At 73.2% G+C, this 15,886-nt stretch carries 15 protein-coding genes and 1 tRNA gene; 13 read left to right on the top strand and 3 right to left on the bottom strand.

The genetic code is table 11. The features are described from left to right. Position 1: 1 nt before the first annotated feature. The 7 genes from mftE (at position 2) to FB554_RS16405 (ending at position 7,175) form a co-directional block, all read left to right on the top strand. Positions 2 to 745: a mycofactocin biosynthesis peptidyl-dipeptidase MftE gene (gene mftE / locus FB554_RS16435; protein WP_211344696.1), complete on the top strand. Its 744-nt coding sequence runs from the start codon at positions 2 to 4 to the stop codon at positions 743 to 745. Further along, complete coding sequence (locus FB554_RS16430; RefSeq protein WP_142007753.1) at positions 742 to 1,527, top strand: mycofactocin-coupled SDR family oxidoreductase; 786 nt, start codon at positions 742 to 744, stop codon at positions 1,525 to 1,527. The genes mftE and FB554_RS16430 overlap by 4 nt, the downstream gene beginning before the upstream one ends. Beyond that, positions 1,520 to 2,956: a mycofactocin biosynthesis glycosyltransferase MftF gene (gene mftF, locus FB554_RS16425; RefSeq protein WP_142007752.1), complete on the top strand. Its 1,437-nt coding sequence runs from the start codon at positions 1,520 to 1,522 to the stop codon at positions 2,954 to 2,956. Before FB554_RS16430 ends, mftF begins: the two co-directional genes overlap by 8 nt. Further along, on the top strand, positions 2,953 to 4,125 hold the full coding sequence (gene mftD, locus FB554_RS16420; protein WP_142007751.1) for a pre-mycofactocin synthase MftD: 1,173 nt from the start codon (positions 2,953 to 2,955) through the stop codon (positions 4,123 to 4,125). The genes mftF and mftD overlap by 4 nt, the downstream gene beginning before the upstream one ends. A 181-nt stretch (positions 4,126 to 4,306) precedes the next feature. Next, on the top strand, positions 4,307 to 5,830 hold the full coding sequence (exaC, locus tag FB554_RS16415; protein ID WP_142007750.1) for an acetaldehyde dehydrogenase ExaC: 1,524 nt from the start codon (positions 4,307 to 4,309) through the stop codon (positions 5,828 to 5,830). 37 nt (positions 5,831 to 5,867) lie between these two features. Continuing rightward, on the top strand, positions 5,868 to 6,305 hold the full coding sequence (locus FB554_RS16410) for a DUF779 domain-containing protein (RefSeq protein WP_142007749.1): 438 nt from the start codon (positions 5,868 to 5,870) through the stop codon (positions 6,303 to 6,305). Between the two features lie 9 nt (positions 6,306 to 6,314). Then, positions 6,315 to 7,175 carry an SMP-30/gluconolactonase/LRE family protein gene (locus FB554_RS16405; protein ID WP_142007748.1) on the top strand — a complete coding sequence of 287 codons (861 nt, stop codon included), beginning with the start codon at positions 6,315 to 6,317 and terminating at the stop codon, positions 7,173 to 7,175. Between the two features lie 42 nt (positions 7,176 to 7,217). Here FB554_RS16405 and FB554_RS16400 read toward each other — a convergent pair whose 3' ends face one another. Together FB554_RS16400 and FB554_RS16395 are read right to left on the bottom strand one after the other, a co-directional pair. Continuing rightward, a complete protein-coding gene (locus FB554_RS16400; protein WP_142007747.1) occupies positions 7,218 to 8,045 on the bottom strand; it encodes a hypothetical protein in 828 nt (275 codons plus the stop codon). Positions 8,046 to 8,093: 48 nt separating this feature from the next. After that, the gene (locus tag FB554_RS16395; RefSeq protein WP_142007746.1) at positions 8,094 to 8,780 is read right to left on the bottom strand and encodes a hypothetical protein; all 687 of its coding nucleotides are present in this window, start codon (positions 8,778 to 8,780) and stop codon (positions 8,094 to 8,096) included. 214 nt (positions 8,781 to 8,994) lie between these two features. Here FB554_RS16395 and FB554_RS16390 point away from each other — a divergent pair. Beyond that, a tRNA-Arg gene (locus FB554_RS16390) sits at positions 8,995 to 9,067 on the top strand. An 84-nt stretch (positions 9,068 to 9,151) separates the two neighbouring features. On the opposite strand, the gene FB554_RS16385 is transcribed toward FB554_RS16390, so the two are convergent. Then, positions 9,152 to 9,820, bottom strand: a complete 669-nt coding sequence (locus FB554_RS16385; RefSeq protein ID WP_142007745.1) for a Type 1 glutamine amidotransferase-like domain-containing protein — start codon at positions 9,818 to 9,820, stop codon at positions 9,152 to 9,154. A gap of 115 nt (positions 9,821 to 9,935) precedes the next feature. On the opposite strand from FB554_RS16385, the gene FB554_RS16380 reads away from it, so the two are divergent. The 5 genes from FB554_RS16380 to FB554_RS16360 all read left to right on the top strand — a co-directional run bounded on the left by FB554_RS16380 (position 9,936) and on the right by FB554_RS16360 (position 15,879). Then, positions 9,936 to 10,724 carry a TrmH family RNA methyltransferase gene (locus FB554_RS16380; protein WP_142007744.1) on the top strand — a complete coding sequence of 263 codons (789 nt, stop codon included), beginning with the start codon at positions 9,936 to 9,938 and terminating at the stop codon, positions 10,722 to 10,724. Between the two features lie 36 nt (positions 10,725 to 10,760). Continuing rightward, positions 10,761 to 11,813 (top strand): SAM-dependent methyltransferase, encoded by a 1,053-nt coding sequence (locus FB554_RS16375; protein ID WP_142007743.1) that lies wholly within the window; start codon positions 10,761 to 10,763, stop codon positions 11,811 to 11,813. Positions 11,814 to 12,100: 287 nt separating this feature from the next. Then, positions 12,101 to 13,933: a phosphoenolpyruvate carboxykinase (GTP) gene (locus FB554_RS16370; protein WP_142007742.1), complete on the top strand. Its 1,833-nt coding sequence runs from the start codon at positions 12,101 to 12,103 to the stop codon at positions 13,931 to 13,933. A 258-nt stretch (positions 13,934 to 14,191) separates the two neighbouring features. Beyond that, positions 14,192 to 14,764: an RNA polymerase sigma factor gene (locus FB554_RS16365; RefSeq protein ID WP_142007741.1), complete on the top strand. Its 573-nt coding sequence runs from the start codon at positions 14,192 to 14,194 to the stop codon at positions 14,762 to 14,764. Further along, a complete protein-coding gene (locus tag FB554_RS16360; RefSeq protein WP_142007740.1) occupies positions 14,761 to 15,879 on the top strand; it encodes a hypothetical protein in 1,119 nt (372 codons plus the stop codon). Before FB554_RS16365 ends, FB554_RS16360 begins: the two co-directional genes overlap by 4 nt. Positions 15,880 to 15,886 lie beyond the last annotated feature (7 nt).

Below are 15,886 nucleotides of genomic sequence, written 5' to 3'. Positions count from 1 at the left end.
CGTGGCCGCCCTGCTGCTCGGCGACGCCACGTCGGCCGAGGCCGACGGCACCGAGCTGCTGCTGGTGCCGCTCGGGGCCGTCGAGCAGCACGGCCCGCACCTGCCGCTCGGCACCGACGGGCTCATCGCCCAGGCCGCGTGCGGCGGGGTGGCGGCGACGCTGCGGGAGCAGGGCAGGTGCGTCGCGGTGGCCCCGGTGGTCGAGCTCGGCGCGAGCGGGGAGCACGAGGGGTTCGCCGGCACGGTGTCGATCGGTCACGAGGCGCTGCGGCACGTGCTCGTCGAGCTGGTGCGGTCGGCGACCCGGTGGTGCCCGCGGGTGGTGCTGGTCTCCGGCCACGGCGGCAACGTGCCCGCGCTGTCGGCGGCGTGCCGGCTGCTGCGCGAGGAGAGCCGCGACGTCGCGTGGACGACCTGCGCCGAACCAGGCTGGGACGCCCACGCCGGCCTCGCCGAGACCTCGATCGTGCTCGCCCTGGCGCCTGACCTGGTGCGGGTCGGGCGCGCCGAGCCGGGCAACACCGAGCCCGTGCAGGTGCTGTGGCCGCGGCTGCGCTCCGCCGGCGTGGCGGCGGTCGCGCCCAACGGCGTGCTCGGCGACCCGACCGGCGCCACGGCGGAGCACGGCCAGGAGCTGCTGACGGTGCTCGTGGAGCGCATCGTGCGTCAGGTGCGCTCGGGTGCGGTGGGCGACGCCGGGGTGCTGCTGCGCCCCGATGGCGCGGGCACGGAGGCGACGCCGTGAGCGCGGAGGTGGGACGCGTGACGGTGCTGGCCGGGGGCGGCCGCGGCATCGGCGCGGCCACGGCCCGGCTGCTCGCCGAGCGGGGTCACCAGGTCGTGGTGCTCGACGCGTTCGGCCTGGAGGACGACCTCTATCCGCTGGCCTCGGAGGCCGATCGCGTTGCGCTGCAACAGATCCCGGGCGTCACGACGCACGCGGTCGACCTGCGCGACACCGACGAGACCGCGAGCACGGTGACCGAGGTCGTCGCCTCCCACGGGCACGTCGACGCGGTGGTCGCGCTCGCCGGCGCGGTCGCCGGCGGCGCCCGGATCTGGGAGACCGAGCCGGCGCTGCTCGAGGCGCTGCTGCGGGCCAACACGCTGACCGCCTGGAACCTCGCGGTCGCTGCCGTGCCGCACCTGCTGGAGCGGCCCGCGCAGGCGAGACCGACGTACGTCGGGGTGGGGAGCGTCGCCGGCAGCCAGGGCCTGTTCGGCCTCGGTGCCTATGTCGTCGCGAAGCACGCGGTGGTCGGGCTGGTGCGCGCGCTGGCCGCCGACCTGGTCGGCACGTCGGTCACGGCGTGCGGCGTGGCGCCCGGGTCGACCGACACTCCGATGCTGCGGCGCACCGCCGGGCTGTACGGCCTCGACGACGTGGCCGAGCTGGCGCAGGACATGCAGGGGCGACAGCCGCTGCCCGCCGACGACCTGGCCGAGGTGATCGCGTTCGCGGCGCAGACCGGGCGGGCGCTGCACGGAGCGGTGCTGCGCGCCGACGGGGGGTTCGGTCATGGCTGACGCGACCGCCCTGCCCCTGGGATATCGGGTCCGGCTGGGCGCGACGACGCACCGGTGCGGCGACGGGCGCACGCTGTTCGGCGGCACGGGCACGATCCTGCGGCTGCGGCCCGCGGCGCTGGCCCACCTCGACACGGCCGGCACCGTGCGGGTGCACGACGCGACGTCGGCGGCGTTGGCGCGGCTGCTGCTCGACCGCGGGCTCGCGACGCCCTGCTGGCCCGGTGACGCGGCGTCCGCGCCGCCCGACGAGCTGACCGTCGTCGTGCCCGTGCTCGACCGGCCGGTGCAGCTGGAGCGCCTGCTGCGCTCGCTCGGCGACCACCCGGTGGTCGTCGTCGACGACGGGTCTCGCGACGCCGCGGCGATCCGCGTGGTCTGCCGTCGGCACGGCGCAGAGCTGTTGCGCCACAACGAGACTCGCGGCCCGGCTGCCGCGCGCAACACCGGCCTGCGGGCCGTGACGACGCCGCTCGTCGCGTTCGTCGACTCCGACGTCGTGCTCGCGGCCGAGTCGCTGGTGCGGCTGCAGCGGCACCTCGACGACCCGCGCGTCGGCATCGTGGCGCCGCGCGTGCGCGGCCTGGTCGAGCGCGGCGGGGCGCTGCAGAGGTACGAAGCGGCTCGCTCCTCGCTCGACCTCGGTCCCGACCCGGCGCTGGTGCAGCCGCACGCGCGCGTCGCCTACGTGCCGAGCGCGATGCTGCTGGCGCGCAGGGCGGCGCTCGGCGACGGCTTCGACGAGACGATGCCCGTGGCCGAGGACGTCGACCTGGTGTGGCGAGTGGGGCGGGACTGGACGGTCCGCTACGAACCGGGCGCGGTCGTACGCCATGAGCACCGCACGTCCGCCCGCTCCTGGTTCGCGCGAAAAGCCTGCTACGGCAACGGTGCTGCGCTGCTGGCCGCCCGGCACGGCCGGGCCGTCGCGCCCGCGGTGCTGACGCCGTGGACCGCCGCGGTGACCGTCGGGCTCCTCGCGCAGCGGCGCTGGGGCCCTGCCGTCGTCACCGTCGCGACGCTCGCCGCCCAGCGCGGCCTCGCGCGGCGGCTCGACTTCGCCGAGCACCCGCAGCGGGCGGCCGCCGAGCTGACTGCGGCCGGGCTGCGGGCGACGCTGCTGCAGACCGCCTCGGCGGTCACCAGGCACTACGTGCCCCTCACCCTCGCGCTGGCGCCGTTCTCGGCGCGGGCGAGGCGGGCATACGTCGTGGCGGCGGTGGCCGGGGGCCTCGCCGACCACCACAGCGTGCGCCCCGGGATCGACCCGGTGCGCTATGTCGGGCTGCGCGCGCTCGACGACCTCGCCTACGGCCTCGGGCTGTGGCAGGGCGTCGTGCGGCAGCGCTCGATCGGAGCCTTGATCCCGTTGCTGCGCAGGCGATCTCGCGGCGACAACGAGCACCCCAGGAAGGGGATGGACCCATGAGCAGCGGCTGGTTCGAGACGGTGGCAGAAGCGCAACGCCGGGCCGAGAAGCGGTTGCCGCGGTCGGTCTACAAGGCGCTCCTCGCCGGATCCGAGCGCGGCCTGACCTATCGCGACAACATCGAGGCGTTCGGCGAGCTGGGCTTCGCCCCGCACGTCGCGGGCATGCCCGCCGACCCGCAGCTCGGCACGACCGTGCTGGGGCAGGAGATCGCGCTGCCGGTGATCATCTCCCCCACCGGCGTGCAGGCCGTGCACCCCGAGGGCGAGGTCGCCGTGGCCAGGGCCGCCGCCGCCCGCGGGACGGCGGTCGGGCTCAGCTCGTTCGCGAGCCAGCCGATCGAGGAGGTCGTGGCGGCCAACGACAAGACGTTCTTCCAGATCTACTGGTCCGGCGACCGGGCCACGATGGAGCGCCGGCTGCAGCGCGCCCAGGAGGCCGGCGCCAAGGCGATCATCGCGACGCTCGACTGGACCTTCGCGCACGGCCGCGACTGGGGCAGCCCGACGATCCCCGAGGCCCTGACGCCCAAGGCGATGCTGTCGTTCGCTCCCGAGGTCGCCCTCAAGCCGCGGTGGCTCCTCGACTTCGCGCGGTCCGGCGCGCTGCCCGACCTGACCACCCCCAACATGGCCGAGCGCGGCGAGAAGGGGCCGACGTTCTTCGGGGCGTACGGCGAGTGGATGACCACCCCGCCGCCGACCTGGGAGGACATCGCCTGGCTGCGCAGCCAGTGGGACGGCCCGTTCCTGCTCAAGGGCGTGTGCCGCATCGACGACGCCCGGCGGGCGGTCGACGCGGGCGTGAGCGCGATCTCGGTGTCGACCCACGGCGGCAACAACCTCGACGGCACCCCCGGCGCGATCCGGATGCTGCCCGGCATCGCCGACGCGGTCGGCGACCAGGTCGAGGTGCTCTTCGACAGCGGGGTGCGCCGGGGCGGCGACGTGGTCAAGGCGCTCGCCCTGGGGGCGCGCGCGGTGATGATCGGCCGGGCCTACCTGTGGGGCCTCGCGGCCAACGGCCAGGCCGGGGTGGAGAACGTGCTCGACATCATGAGCGGCGGCATCCGCTCGGCGATGCTCGGCCTGGGGCGCACGTCGGTGCAGGAGCTGACGCGCGAGGACGTGCTGATCCCGGAGGGGTTCACCCGCGAGCTCGGAGCGTGAGACGCGAGCGGCGCGGAGGCCGTCCCGCGGTCAGGACGCGCGCGCAGGTTCGGCGCCCCCGAGCTGTGCTCCAGTGTGCTCCCCAGCACTGACATCGAGACCGGACGCAACGTGGTTGCAACGTCCCCCTTCCTAGCGTGACCGGGGTCACAACAACCCGACACGTGGGGAGCACGAGAGCATGACCACCTACACACCTCCTGGACAGTCGGGCTCGCCCGTCGAGGTCGCGACCCGATACGGCCACTTCATCGGCGGAGAGTGGGTCGACCCGGTCAAGGGCGGCTACTTCGAGAACATCACGCCGGTCACCGGTCAGGTGTTCACCGAGATCGCCCGCGGCACCGAGGGCGACGTGGAGGCGGCGCTGGACGCCGCGCACGCCGCCGCCGACTCGTGGGGCCAGACGGCGCCGTCGGCCCGCGCGGATGTCCTCCTGAAGATCGCGGACCGGCTGGAGCAGAACCTCGAGGCCATCGCCGTGGCCGAGAGCTGGGACAACGGCAAGGCCGTGCGGGAGACGCTGGCCGCCGACATCCCGCTCGCGGTCGATCACTTCCGTTACTTCGCGGGTTGCCTTCGGGCACAAGAGGGTTCGATCGCCGAGATCGACGAGAACACCATCGCCTACCACTTCCACGAGCCGCTGGGTGTGGTCGGTCAGATCATCCCGTGGAACTTCCCGATCCTGATGGCCGCGTGGAAGCTCGCACCGGCGCTGGCCGCCGGCAACGCCGTGGTGCTGAAGCCGGCCGAGCAGACGCCGTGGTCGATCCTCAAGGTGGCCGAGCTGGTCGGCGACCTGCTGCCGCCGGGCGTGCTCAACATCGTCAACGGCTTCGGCGTCGAGGCCGGCAAGCCGCTGGCGTCGAGCTCGCGCGTCGCCAAGGTCGCCTTCACCGGCGAGACGACCACCGGCCGGCTGATCATGCAGTACGCCGCGGAGAACATCATCCCGGTCACGCTGGAGCTCGGCGGCAAGTCGCCCAACGTCTTCTTCGACAACGTCGCCAGCGAGCGAGACGCCTTCTACGACAAGGCTCTCGAAGGGTTCGCGATGTTCGCGCTGAACCAGGGCGAGGTCTGCACCTGCCCGTCGCGCGCGCTCGTGCAGTCCTCGATCTACGACGGGTTCGTGCGCGACGGCGTGGAGCGCGTCGAGAAGATCGTGCAGGGCAACCCGCTCGACACCGAGACCACGATGGGCGCGCAGGCGAGCAACGACCAGCTCGAGAAGATCCTGTCCTACATCGACATCGGCCGGCAGGAGGGCGCCAAGGTCCTCACCGGCGGTGAGCGCAACGTGCTCGAGGGCGACCTGGCCGGCGGCTACTACGTCGCGCCGACGGTGTTCGAGGGCGACAACTCGATGCGCATCTTCCAGGAGGAGATCTTCGGACCGGTCGTGTCGGTCGCCCGGTTCGACGACGAGGCCGACGCGCTCAAGATCAGCAACGACACGCTGTACGGCCTCGGGGCCGGCGTGTGGAGCCGCGACGGGGCGCAGGCGTACCGGATGGGCCGGGGCATCAAGGCCGGCCGGGTCTGGACCAACTGCTACCACGCCTATCCGGCGCACGCGGCCTTCGGCGGCTACAAGCAGTCGGGCATCGGTCGCGAGACGCACAAGATGATGCTCGACCACTACCAGCAGACGAAGAACCTGCTGGTGTCCTACTCCCCCGATGCGCTCGGATTCTTCTGAGCCGCAACGGGACTCGACGACCAACGAGGGTGAGCCGATGAGCCGAGAGCCCACCCGGGTCGAGCTCACCGACGAGGCGGCGGACCTGCTCCGCCGCCTCGTCGGGACGCACGGCCCGGTGATGTTCCACCAGTCCGGCGGGTGCTGCGACGGGTCGGCACCGATGTGCTACCCCGCCGGGGAGTTCCGCACCGGCGGCTCCGACGTGCACCTGCAGGACCTCGTCGTCGACGGCATCCCGGACGTGCCGTTCTGGATGTCGGGGTCGCAGTACGCGTACTGGCAGCACACGCACCTCACGGTCGACGTGGTGCCGGGGCGCGGGTCCGGCTTCTCGCTGGAGGGGCCCGAGGGGGTGCGCTTCCTGCTGCGGTCGCGGCTGATGAGCGACGCGGAGCTGGCGCACTTCGGACTGGTCGGGCGCGACGCGGGGAGCGGCCCCGCAGGGTCAGCGACGCGGGGCTCGGCGACCTAGGCTGGGCGCATGCGCGCCGAGCCGTTGTCCCGTCCGCACGCCTATCACGCCGAGGGCCCCGTCTGGTGGCCCGAGTGGGGAGGCCTGCGCTACGTCGACATGCTCGCGGGTGACGTGCTGCAGCTCGGGGAGAGCGGCTCGGTCACCCGCACCCACGTCGGCAAGGTCGCGGCGGCGCTGCGACCACGTGCAGGAGGGGGCGCGGTGGTCGCCGGCGAGCGCGGCTTCCTGCTGGGGCGCGCCGACGACCTCTCCGACCTGGTCGCAGGCCCAGACCTGTGGAGCGACAACGGGATTCGCTTCAACGACGGGGCCTGCGACCCGGCCGGCGCGTTCTACTGCGGGACCATGGCCTACGCCGCCACCACCGGCGCCGGGTCGCTCTGGCGGCTCGGCGCCGACCAGGCGCCGGCCCAGCAGGTGCTCACCGACCTGACCATCTCCAACGGGCTCGGGTGGTCGCCCGACGGGCGGACGGCGTACCTCAACGACACACCCACCCGCACGGTGTCTGCCTTCGACTGGTCCGCCGAGACCGGCCTCACCGAGCGGCGGCCGTTCGTCACCCTCGGCGACGACGTCGAGGGCAACCCCGACGGTCTGTGCGTCGACGCCGAGGGCGGGGTGTGGGTCGCGCTGTACGGCGGCTCGGCCGTGCACCGCTACTCCCCCGAGGGCTCGCTCGACGCCGTGATCGAGCTGGAGCCGACACAGGTCACGGCCTGCACGTTCGGCGGCGCCGACCTCGACACGCTCTACGTCACCACCTCGCGCGAGAACCTCAGCGACGACGAACAGCCTTTGGCGGGAAGTCTTTTCGCCTGCCAGCCCGGCGTGCGCGGCCTGCCCGCGCTGACGTACGCCGGCTAGGCCCGGTCCGGCCCGGCGCACGGAGCGCCGGGCCGGGTCGCGTCACTCGCCCTGCGGAGTCGCCTCGGCAGTCTCGCTCTCGTCGGGCGTCGCGGGGTCGGTCGGCTCCGGCTCCCGGTTGGAGTCGTCGGTGTGCGCGGGGTCGGGCAGGTCGCTCTCGGTGGCCGACGGTGTCTCGCCGCCGGTGACCTGGGCGATGCGGAAGCCCCCCTCCGGCGTCGCCACCACGCGGCCGGTCCACTGGACGTTCGGCACCGGGCCGCTCTCGGCCGTCAGCCAGCTCATGACGAGGTCGTTCTCCTCGCGGTACCAGGAGTCGATGCGCCCCTTGGTCATCGTCTTCCCCTGGTACTCAGCCAGCTGACCCAGGCTGAACGAGTCCTGGACGAACCACCCCTCGCGGTAGACCACGACCACCGACGGCCAGGTCACCCCGCCGGCGTCGCAGGAGAACTCGGCGACCAGCTCGTCCTGGCCGTCGCCGTCGAGGTCGACGCGGGTCGGCGCGGCCTGCGGGTTGTAGTCGGGCGAGCCCGGCGCGTTCACGGTGACGCTGCCGCGGCCGTACGTGGCCTTGCCGTCCTTCAGCTGGCCCGCCGGGTTGCCGCACATCGCCGGGTGCGAGGCGCTCTTCAGCCCTTCCAGGGTCAGCCGCCGGGCTGAGGCGACCGCCCCCGGCGGCGCGGTCTCGGTGTGCGGCCCGTCCGGATCGTCGGTCGAACCGCCCGACGGCGCCTTGCTCGACGCCGACGTGGGCGTGGCGGCCGAACCGCCCCCGGGCACCTGTCCGGTGTCCTGGCACCCGGCCAGCACCCCCACGGTCAGCACGGCGGCAACGGCGGTCAGCCTGCGAGTGGTCTTGCTGTTCACGGTCTCTCCCCTGTCGTTCGATGGATGTCGGTCGGACGCGTGTCCGACTCAGAGCGACGTGGTCTCCGCGCCACGGGCGACGTCGACGAGCTGCGGCTCGCCGTTCTTGAGCACCAGTCGACCGGTCCACGGGATCGTGGGCACGGGACCGACATCGGTGGTTCCCCATTTCACCTTCAGCGCGTTGCCGTCCACGTTCCAGCTCAGGACGCGCCCCTTCGACATCGGCTGCCCCTTGTACGCCGGCTGCTCCTTCAGATCGACGCTCCCCAGGATCTTCCAGTCGTCTCCGTAGACCACGATCACCGACGGCCAGGTGACGCCGCCGTTGTCGCACTCGAGCTCGGCGACCATCTCGTTGTCGCCGTCGTTGTCCAGGTCGAGACCGACCGGGCCGGCGGAAGGGTTGTAGCCGGGCGAGACGTGCCGGTCCATCAGCGTGACGTTGCCGTTGCCCACCTTCGCCTTGCCCTCCTTCAAGCGGCCCGCCGGGTTGTCGCACATGGCCGGGAACGGCGCGCTGAGCAGATCCGGCGCCTTCAGCTCGCCGCTCCCGCCGGTGCCGCGCGAGCCGTCAGAGCCCGAGTCGCCCGACGGCGCCTTGCTCGGTGACGAGGTGGGTGTGGCGGCCGAACCGCCCCCGGGCACCTGCCCGGTGTCCTGGCACCCGGCCAGCACCCCCACGGTCAGCACGGCGGCAACGGCGGTCAGCCTGCGAGTGGTCTTGCTGTTCACGATCTCTCCCCTGTCGTGGTGCGATGTACGTCCTCGGCCGCTCGGCGTACGCCCGTGAGCGGCACTCACGCAGACTGACGGCCCCCTGCCGCGCTCCGCTGCACCCCGAGAGAACCCTCTCGGTCACCCCCACGAACCCACGCCCGGAGCCGATTTCGCGGATCGGCCGGGCCCCCGGTAGCATTGCTCGTCGTTGCCCACCAGGGCGGCCTCTGCACCCGTAGCTCAACGGATAGAGCATCTGACTACGGATCAGAAGGTTAGGGGTTCGAATCCCTTCGGGTGCGCACTGAGTTGAGACAGTCGACCAAGCCCCGACCGGCGTACGTCCGGTCGGGGCTTGGTCGTTCCCCCGCACCGGCCGCGGGTGATCAGCCCGGGAACCGGCGCCACGCCCCGTCGCCGACCACCTCGACCGCCCCGTCCACCACCGAGATCGCGCAGCGGTCGTCGATGGCGTACGCCGGGCCGCCGATCCCGGCCGCCCACCGCTCGGCGTCGGCCGTCGTGTTCTCCGGAAGGTCCGGGTTGTCCAGGTGCGGGAAGATCGCGAAGTCGACCAGGCCGAGCGTCTCGTCCCCACCCGTCGGCGGTCGCCACGACGCCACGAAGTCGCTCCCGATGCGCGGCGTCAGCACCATGCTTCCGGCGCTCATGCCGAGCCACACCGTGTCGGCCAGCGACGGCAGCAGCTCGACCATCCCCGACTCGCGCATCCAGTGCGCGAGGTAGAGCGCGTCGCCACCGCCCACCAGCAGCACGTCGGCGGCGCGCACCCACGAGACCCACTCGTCGTCACCGAGGCTCGGCAGCGCGGTCAGCTCGAGCAGCCCCACCGAGCGCCACCCGAGCTCGGTCATCGGGCAGCGCGGCTCGGCCCCGGCCACGAAGTCCCAGGCGCGCTGCGGCCCGGACATGGCGTACGCCGCCGTCGGGATGCACAGCGCGTCCGCCTCCTCGACGGGCTTGCCGAGCATGCCCACCAGGGCGGCGCGGATCCCGGGGCTCGTCACGCCGGCCGACGCCAGGAGCAACCTCATCGCGCACCTCGCGCTGTCGGGCGGGGCACCGGTGGCCGCGCTCCCGCGAACGTAGCGCCCCGGCGACCCCACGGCCCCGCTTTCACCGGGAGCCACACGGGGTAGCGTCGCCGCCGTGCGCACCACCCGCGTCGACCGGCGCAACGCGACCTTCCAGCAGTGGCAGGCGCTGCTCACCAACCGCACCAAACGCACCCGCGCCGGAGCGTTCCTCGTGCAGGGCGTGCGGCCGATCTCCCTCGCGGTGCAGCACGACTGGGAGATCCAGGCGTGGCTCGCCCTCGCCGGACGCCGGTCCGACTGGGCCGAGGCGACGATGCGCGACAAGCCCGCCCCGACGTACGCCCTCGCGCCCGACCTGATGGCAGAGCTGGCCGAGAAGGAGGACGGCGCAGAGCTGCTGGCGCTGGTCGGCATGCCGCCCGACGACCTCACCCGGATCACCCCCGAGCCGGGCCGGCCGGCGCTGGTCTTCGACCGTCCGAGCGTGCCCGGCAACATCGGCACCCTGCTGCGCTCGGCCGACGCCCTCGGCGGGTCCGGCCTGGTCATCACCGGGCACGCGGCCGACCCCTACGACCCCAAGGCCGTGCGGGCCAGCACCGGGTCGATGTTCGCCCTGCCCGTCGTGCGCGCCGACTCGCACGCGCCGGTCGTGGACTGGGCCCGCGCGCAGGGCGCCACGCTGCTCGGCACCGACGAGCACGGCGACCACCCGCTCCCGGGTCACGACCTGTCCGGCCGCACCGTGGTCGTCGTCGGCAACGAGACCCGCGGCATGACCGCCGCGTGGCGCGACGCGTGCGACGCCACGCTCAGCATCCCGATGGGCGGCTCGGCGAGCTCGCTGAACGCGGCGTCCGCAGGCACGGTCGTGCTCTACGAGGCGGCGCGCTCCCGGTGATCCCGAGCCCCGCCGCACTCGTGGTGGGATGACCCGGTGAGCTCCGCCGTCACCTTCTCGGTCTCCCCCGACTACTACCGCGCCGCCGTCGCCGAGCTGCGCCGCTCGCTCGACGTCGCGTCGGTGCGCCGCCTGGGCGACGACGCGGGCGTCGTCGAGCTGCGCCAGACGCCCGATCAGTCTGGTGCGCAAGGGGATTCGCTGCGCACGGTCGCCGACGCGTGCCGTCGCGGCGAGGTCCGGTTCGTCCGGCACCTGGCCGCCGCCGACGCCCAGACCAAGACGTCGGCGCTGCGCGGCGGCCCCGACGACGCCGCCGACTGGGCGCTCGACGCCGTGCTCGACCGCATCGAGCCCGGCGACGAGGTCAGCCTGCACGTGTGGGACAGCGGGCAGGCGCCGTACGCCCCCGGCAAGGTGCGCAGGCCGCTGCTCGAGGCGCTCATCGACTCCGGCGCCCGGGTGGTCACCTCGGGCGCACCGCGCACGGTGAGCGTGTGCCTCGGCGAGGAGCGCAGCACGGCCGGCATCGGCGCGAGCGCCGACGGCCTGTCCGACTGGGGCGGTGGCCGGATGCGCCTGGCCAGCCGCAAGGAGCAGGTGTCGCGCGCGGAGTTCAAGCTCGAGGAGCTGTTCTCGCTCGTCGGGGCGCCGGAGGTGACCAGCGCCGTCGACCTCGGCGCCAGCCCCGGCGGCTGGACCCGGATCGTGCACGGCCTCGGGGCCACCCGCATCGACGCGGTCGACCCTGCCGACCTCGACCCGCGGGTGCTCGCCCTGCCCGGGGTGACCCATCACCGCACGACGGCGGGCGAGTTCGTGAACGGTCCCGACGCCGCGCCGGTCGACCTGATCGTCAACGACATGCGGATGGTCCCCCACCTCACCGCGCACACGATGGTCGAGGCGGCCCCGCTGCTGCGCCCGGGCGGGCTCGCGATCGTCACCTTCAAGCTCGGCACGAACAACCCGGTCAAGCAGGCCGACGAGTCGCTGGACCTGATGGCGCCGGCGTACGAGCCGGTCTTCGTGCGTCAGCTGCAGCACAACCGCCAGGAGCTCACGGTCGTCGCGCGACCCCGCCACTGACGTACGACACCGGGCGAGAACCGCACGTAAAACGTGCTCGTGCGTGATCGATTCTGTTGGATCGGGGTGCATGGCGTCCGGTTGGCCGACGGGCGACCGGCAACCCAACAAACCAGCCAGCATGTGTGACGAGCGTCACACTCGGGCCCCTCGGCGCGATTCTCGGCGGCCCGACCGGCGCCCGTAACGTCACGGCCACGTCGCCTTCGCACCCCGGCGACGCACCACCCGCGATGGCGCGCCCGCCCGACGCATGCCGTCCGGCCGGCAGCCGAAAGAGGCACAGCATGACTGCACAGGACGTCGCCCAGCCCGAGTCGGCCCAGGGCACCACGCACACCCAGCTGCAGCAGTGGGTCGACGAGGTCGCCGCGCTGACCACCCCCGACCGCATCCACTGGGTGACCGGCAGCGACGAGGAGTGGACCGAGCTCACCGACAAGCTGGTCGACGCCGGCACGTTCGTGCGCCTCGACGAGTCGAAGAAACCGAACAGCTTCTACGCCGCCTCCGACCCGACCGACGTCGCGCGCGTGGAGGACCGCACGTTCATCTGCTCCGTGGACGAGAAGGACTCCGGCCCCACCAACAACTGGATGGCGCCGGACGAGATGAAGCGCATCATGACCGACCTCTACCGCGGGTGCATGGCCGGTCGGACGATGTACGTCATCCCCTTCGTCATGGGGCACCTGGACTCCGAGAACCCCATGTTCGGTGTCGAGATCACCGACTCCGAGTACGTCGTCGTGTCGATGCGCGTCATGGCCCGCTGCGGCACCCAGGTGCTGCGCCGCATCGAGGAGCTCGGCGACGACGCGCGCTACGTGCCGGCGCTGCACTCGGTCGGCGCCCCGCTCGCCGAGGGCCAGGCCGACGTGCCGTGGCCGTGCAACGACGAGAAGTACATCGTGCAGTTCCCCGAGGAGCGCACGATCTGGTCGTTCGGCTCCGGCTACGGCGGCAACGCGCTGCTCGGCAAGAAGTGCTACTCGCTGCGCATCGCGAGCGTCATGGCGCGCGACGAGGGCTGGCTCGCCGAGCACATGCTCATCCTCAAGCTGACCTCGCCCGAGCAGCAGGTCTACTACGTCGCCGCGGCCTTCCCGAGCGCGTGCGGCAAGACCAACCTCGCCATGCTCAAGCCGACCATCCCGGGCTGGAAGGTCGAGACGCTCGGCGACGACATCGCCTGGATGCGCTTCGGCAAGGACGGCCGCCTCTACGCCGTCAACCCCGAGTTCGGCTTCTTCGGCGTCGCCCCGGGCACCAACGAGCACACCAACCCGCACGCGATGGCGACGATCAACAAGGGCAACTCGGTCTTCACCAACGTCGCCCTCACCGACGACGGCGACATCTGGTGGGAGGGCCTGGAGAACGAGCCGGCCCACGCCACGTCGTGGAAGGGCCAGGACTGGACGCCCGAGTCCGAGGAGCTGTCCAGCCACCCCAACTCCCGCTACTGCACCCCGATCGAGCAGTGCGACATCCTCGCGAAGGAGTACTACGACCCGCAGGGCGTGCCGATCTCGGCGATCCTGTTCGGCGGCCGCCGCAAGACCACGGTGCCGCTGGTGACCGAGTCGCGCGACTGGCTGCACGGCACGTTCATGGGCGCGACGCTGTCGTCGGAGACCACCGCCGCCGCGGTCGGTCAGGTCGGCGTGGTGCGCCGCGACCCGATGGCGATGCTGCCGTTCATCGGCTACAACGCCGGCGACTACTTCCAGCACTGGGTCAACGTCGGCAAGGACGCGGACGCCAGCAAGCTGCCGAAGATCTTCTACGTGAACTGGTTCCGCCGGGACGACGAGGGCGGGTTCCTCTGGCCGGGCTTCGGCGAGAACTCCCGCGTGCTCAAGTGGGTCATCGAGCGCATCGAGGGCAAGGCCGCCGCGGTCGAGACCCCGATCGGCCACGTCCCGACGCCGGAGTCGCTCGACACCGACGGCCTGGACCTGAGCGACGCCGAGCTGGAGCAGGCGCTCGCGGTCGACGCCGAGGAGTGGAAGGCCGAGATCCCGCAGATCGAGGAGTGGTTCGCCAAGTTCGGCGACGACCTCCCGACGCAGCTGCGGGTCGAGCTCGACGGTCTGAAGGCCCGCCTGGGCGTCTGACCGAGCGCAGGACGTACGCCGGCCGCCCCACCTCCTCGAGGTGGGGCGGCCCCCCTTACGGCAGGGGCGGCCCACGTATGACGTGGGCCGCCCCTGCCGTATCCGGGCCGCCCCTCCCGCGCGGGAGAAGGGAGGGGTGGGGCAGATCACCCTTTGCGGTCGTGCAACCTCGGAGCGGGTCAGGCGTCCTCGTAGGTAGTGGTCCGACCAGCCACTGCGCCGTCGCGGCGCTCAACACCTGACCGGGGAGGCGAAGGCATGACAACCTTGGCCTCGGCAGCCACGCCCGCGGTCACCCGGACCGTCCGGGCCCGTGGGACGGGGGTGACGTTCGTGCCGGCCGAGGTCGACCTGGCGGATCTCTACGCCGCCCACCACCTCAGCATGGTGCGTCTGGCCCGGCTGCTCGTCGACGACCTCGCCACCGCCGAGGACGTCGTCCAGGACGCCTTCCTCGGCCTGCACCGCAACCAGGCGACGCTGCGCGACCCCGGCGCGGCGGTGGGATACATCCGCCAGGCGGTGGTCAACCAGGCCCGGTCCACCCTGCGCCGCCGCCGCACCGCGCGCGCCCACCTGCGGGTCGCCGAGCCCGACGTCGCCCCGCCGGCCGACGCCGGCCTGCTGCTCTCCGAGGAGCACCAGCAGGTGCTCCAGGCGGTGCGCCGGCTGCCCGAGCGGCAGCGCGAGGTCCTGGTCCTGAGATTCTGGTCCGGCCTGTCCGAGGCCGAGATCGCCCAGGCGATGGGGGTGTCCCGAGGGACCGTGAAGTCCCAGGCGAGCCGCGCGATGAAGACCCTGCAGACGTACTTGGAAGAAGCCCGATCATGACCGACCCCCTCGAGCAGCGCCTGCGCGATGCGTTCGAGGCGAGCGCGCGCAGCATCACCCCCGAGCAGCTCGACCGCGACCGCGAGACGCAGCTGCGTCGACGCCTGGCCGAGGAGCCGCCCGCCGCCGGTGGCGGCCGCCTCGGCAGCGCCGGTCGTGGCCCCGCCGGAAGGGGCTGGCGTCTCGCGGCGGCCGGTCTCACCGCCGCGGCCATGGGGCTGGGCGTGCTCACCCTGACCCTCGACCGCGACCAGCAGGGCAGCCAGGTCGCCGAGAGCTCACGCTCGGTCGCGACCGTCACCTCAACCGTGCAGGTCACCACCGAGGGCGGCTCCCCGGGGCAGAGCCCGGGCGCCACCGGCACGCCGGGCGCGCCGAGCCAGCCGGCCCCCGGCACCACCCCGGGCGCGGCACCCACCGGCCAGACGCCGGGCGGACCCGCGCCGCAGCAGTCCCCGCCGGCGCCCCAGCAGCCGGGCCAGCCGCGCCCGCCCCAGCAGACCCGGCCCGCCCCGTTGCCGCCGGGCGCACCCGGCCCGTCGCCGCAGGCCCCCGGAGCCCCGGGGTCCCCCGCGCCGGGAGCGCCGCCGGCCGCACCCACGGCGAGCCCGCGCGCCGAGACCACCGCCCCCGACACCTCCGACCCGGACGCGCCCGACACGCCCCAGGAACCCGAGGCGCCCAGCCCGAGCGAGTCGCCGGCACCGACGTACGCCGCGCCCGTCCCGCCGCAGGCGGCCCCGACCCCACCCCCGCCGCCGGCCGACGAGCGCCCCGGCACCTGGCTGCAGGTCACGACCAGCGCCGACCGCGTCGAGGGCCGCACGGTCTACTGGAGCAGCTCGGCGATCGGGCAGGCCCACGTCACCTCGCCGGGCGCGGGGATCATGTCCTTCACCGTCGAGTTCGGCGACGGCGACCGCGAGGAGCACTACGTCAACGACAGCTGCGACACGGCCGCCCCAGTCGTCGCGCTCAGCCAGGCGCTCGCCAGCGAGCGTCAGCACGTCTACGCCGCGCCCGGCACCTACACGATCCGGGTGACCGTGTCCTACTGCGGCGACCAGGGCGCCGGCAGCTCCTCCGCCGGCAGCGCCGAGGTCACCGTCCCCTGACCCGACG

It is taken from the genome of Barrientosiimonas humi, assembly GCF_006716095.1.
Taxonomy (GTDB): Bacteria; Actinomycetota; Actinomycetes; order Actinomycetales; family Dermatophilaceae; genus Barrientosiimonas; species Barrientosiimonas humi.
Note: the sequence above shows the minus strand (reverse complement) of the source record. Positions and strands in the feature narration are given on the sequence as shown.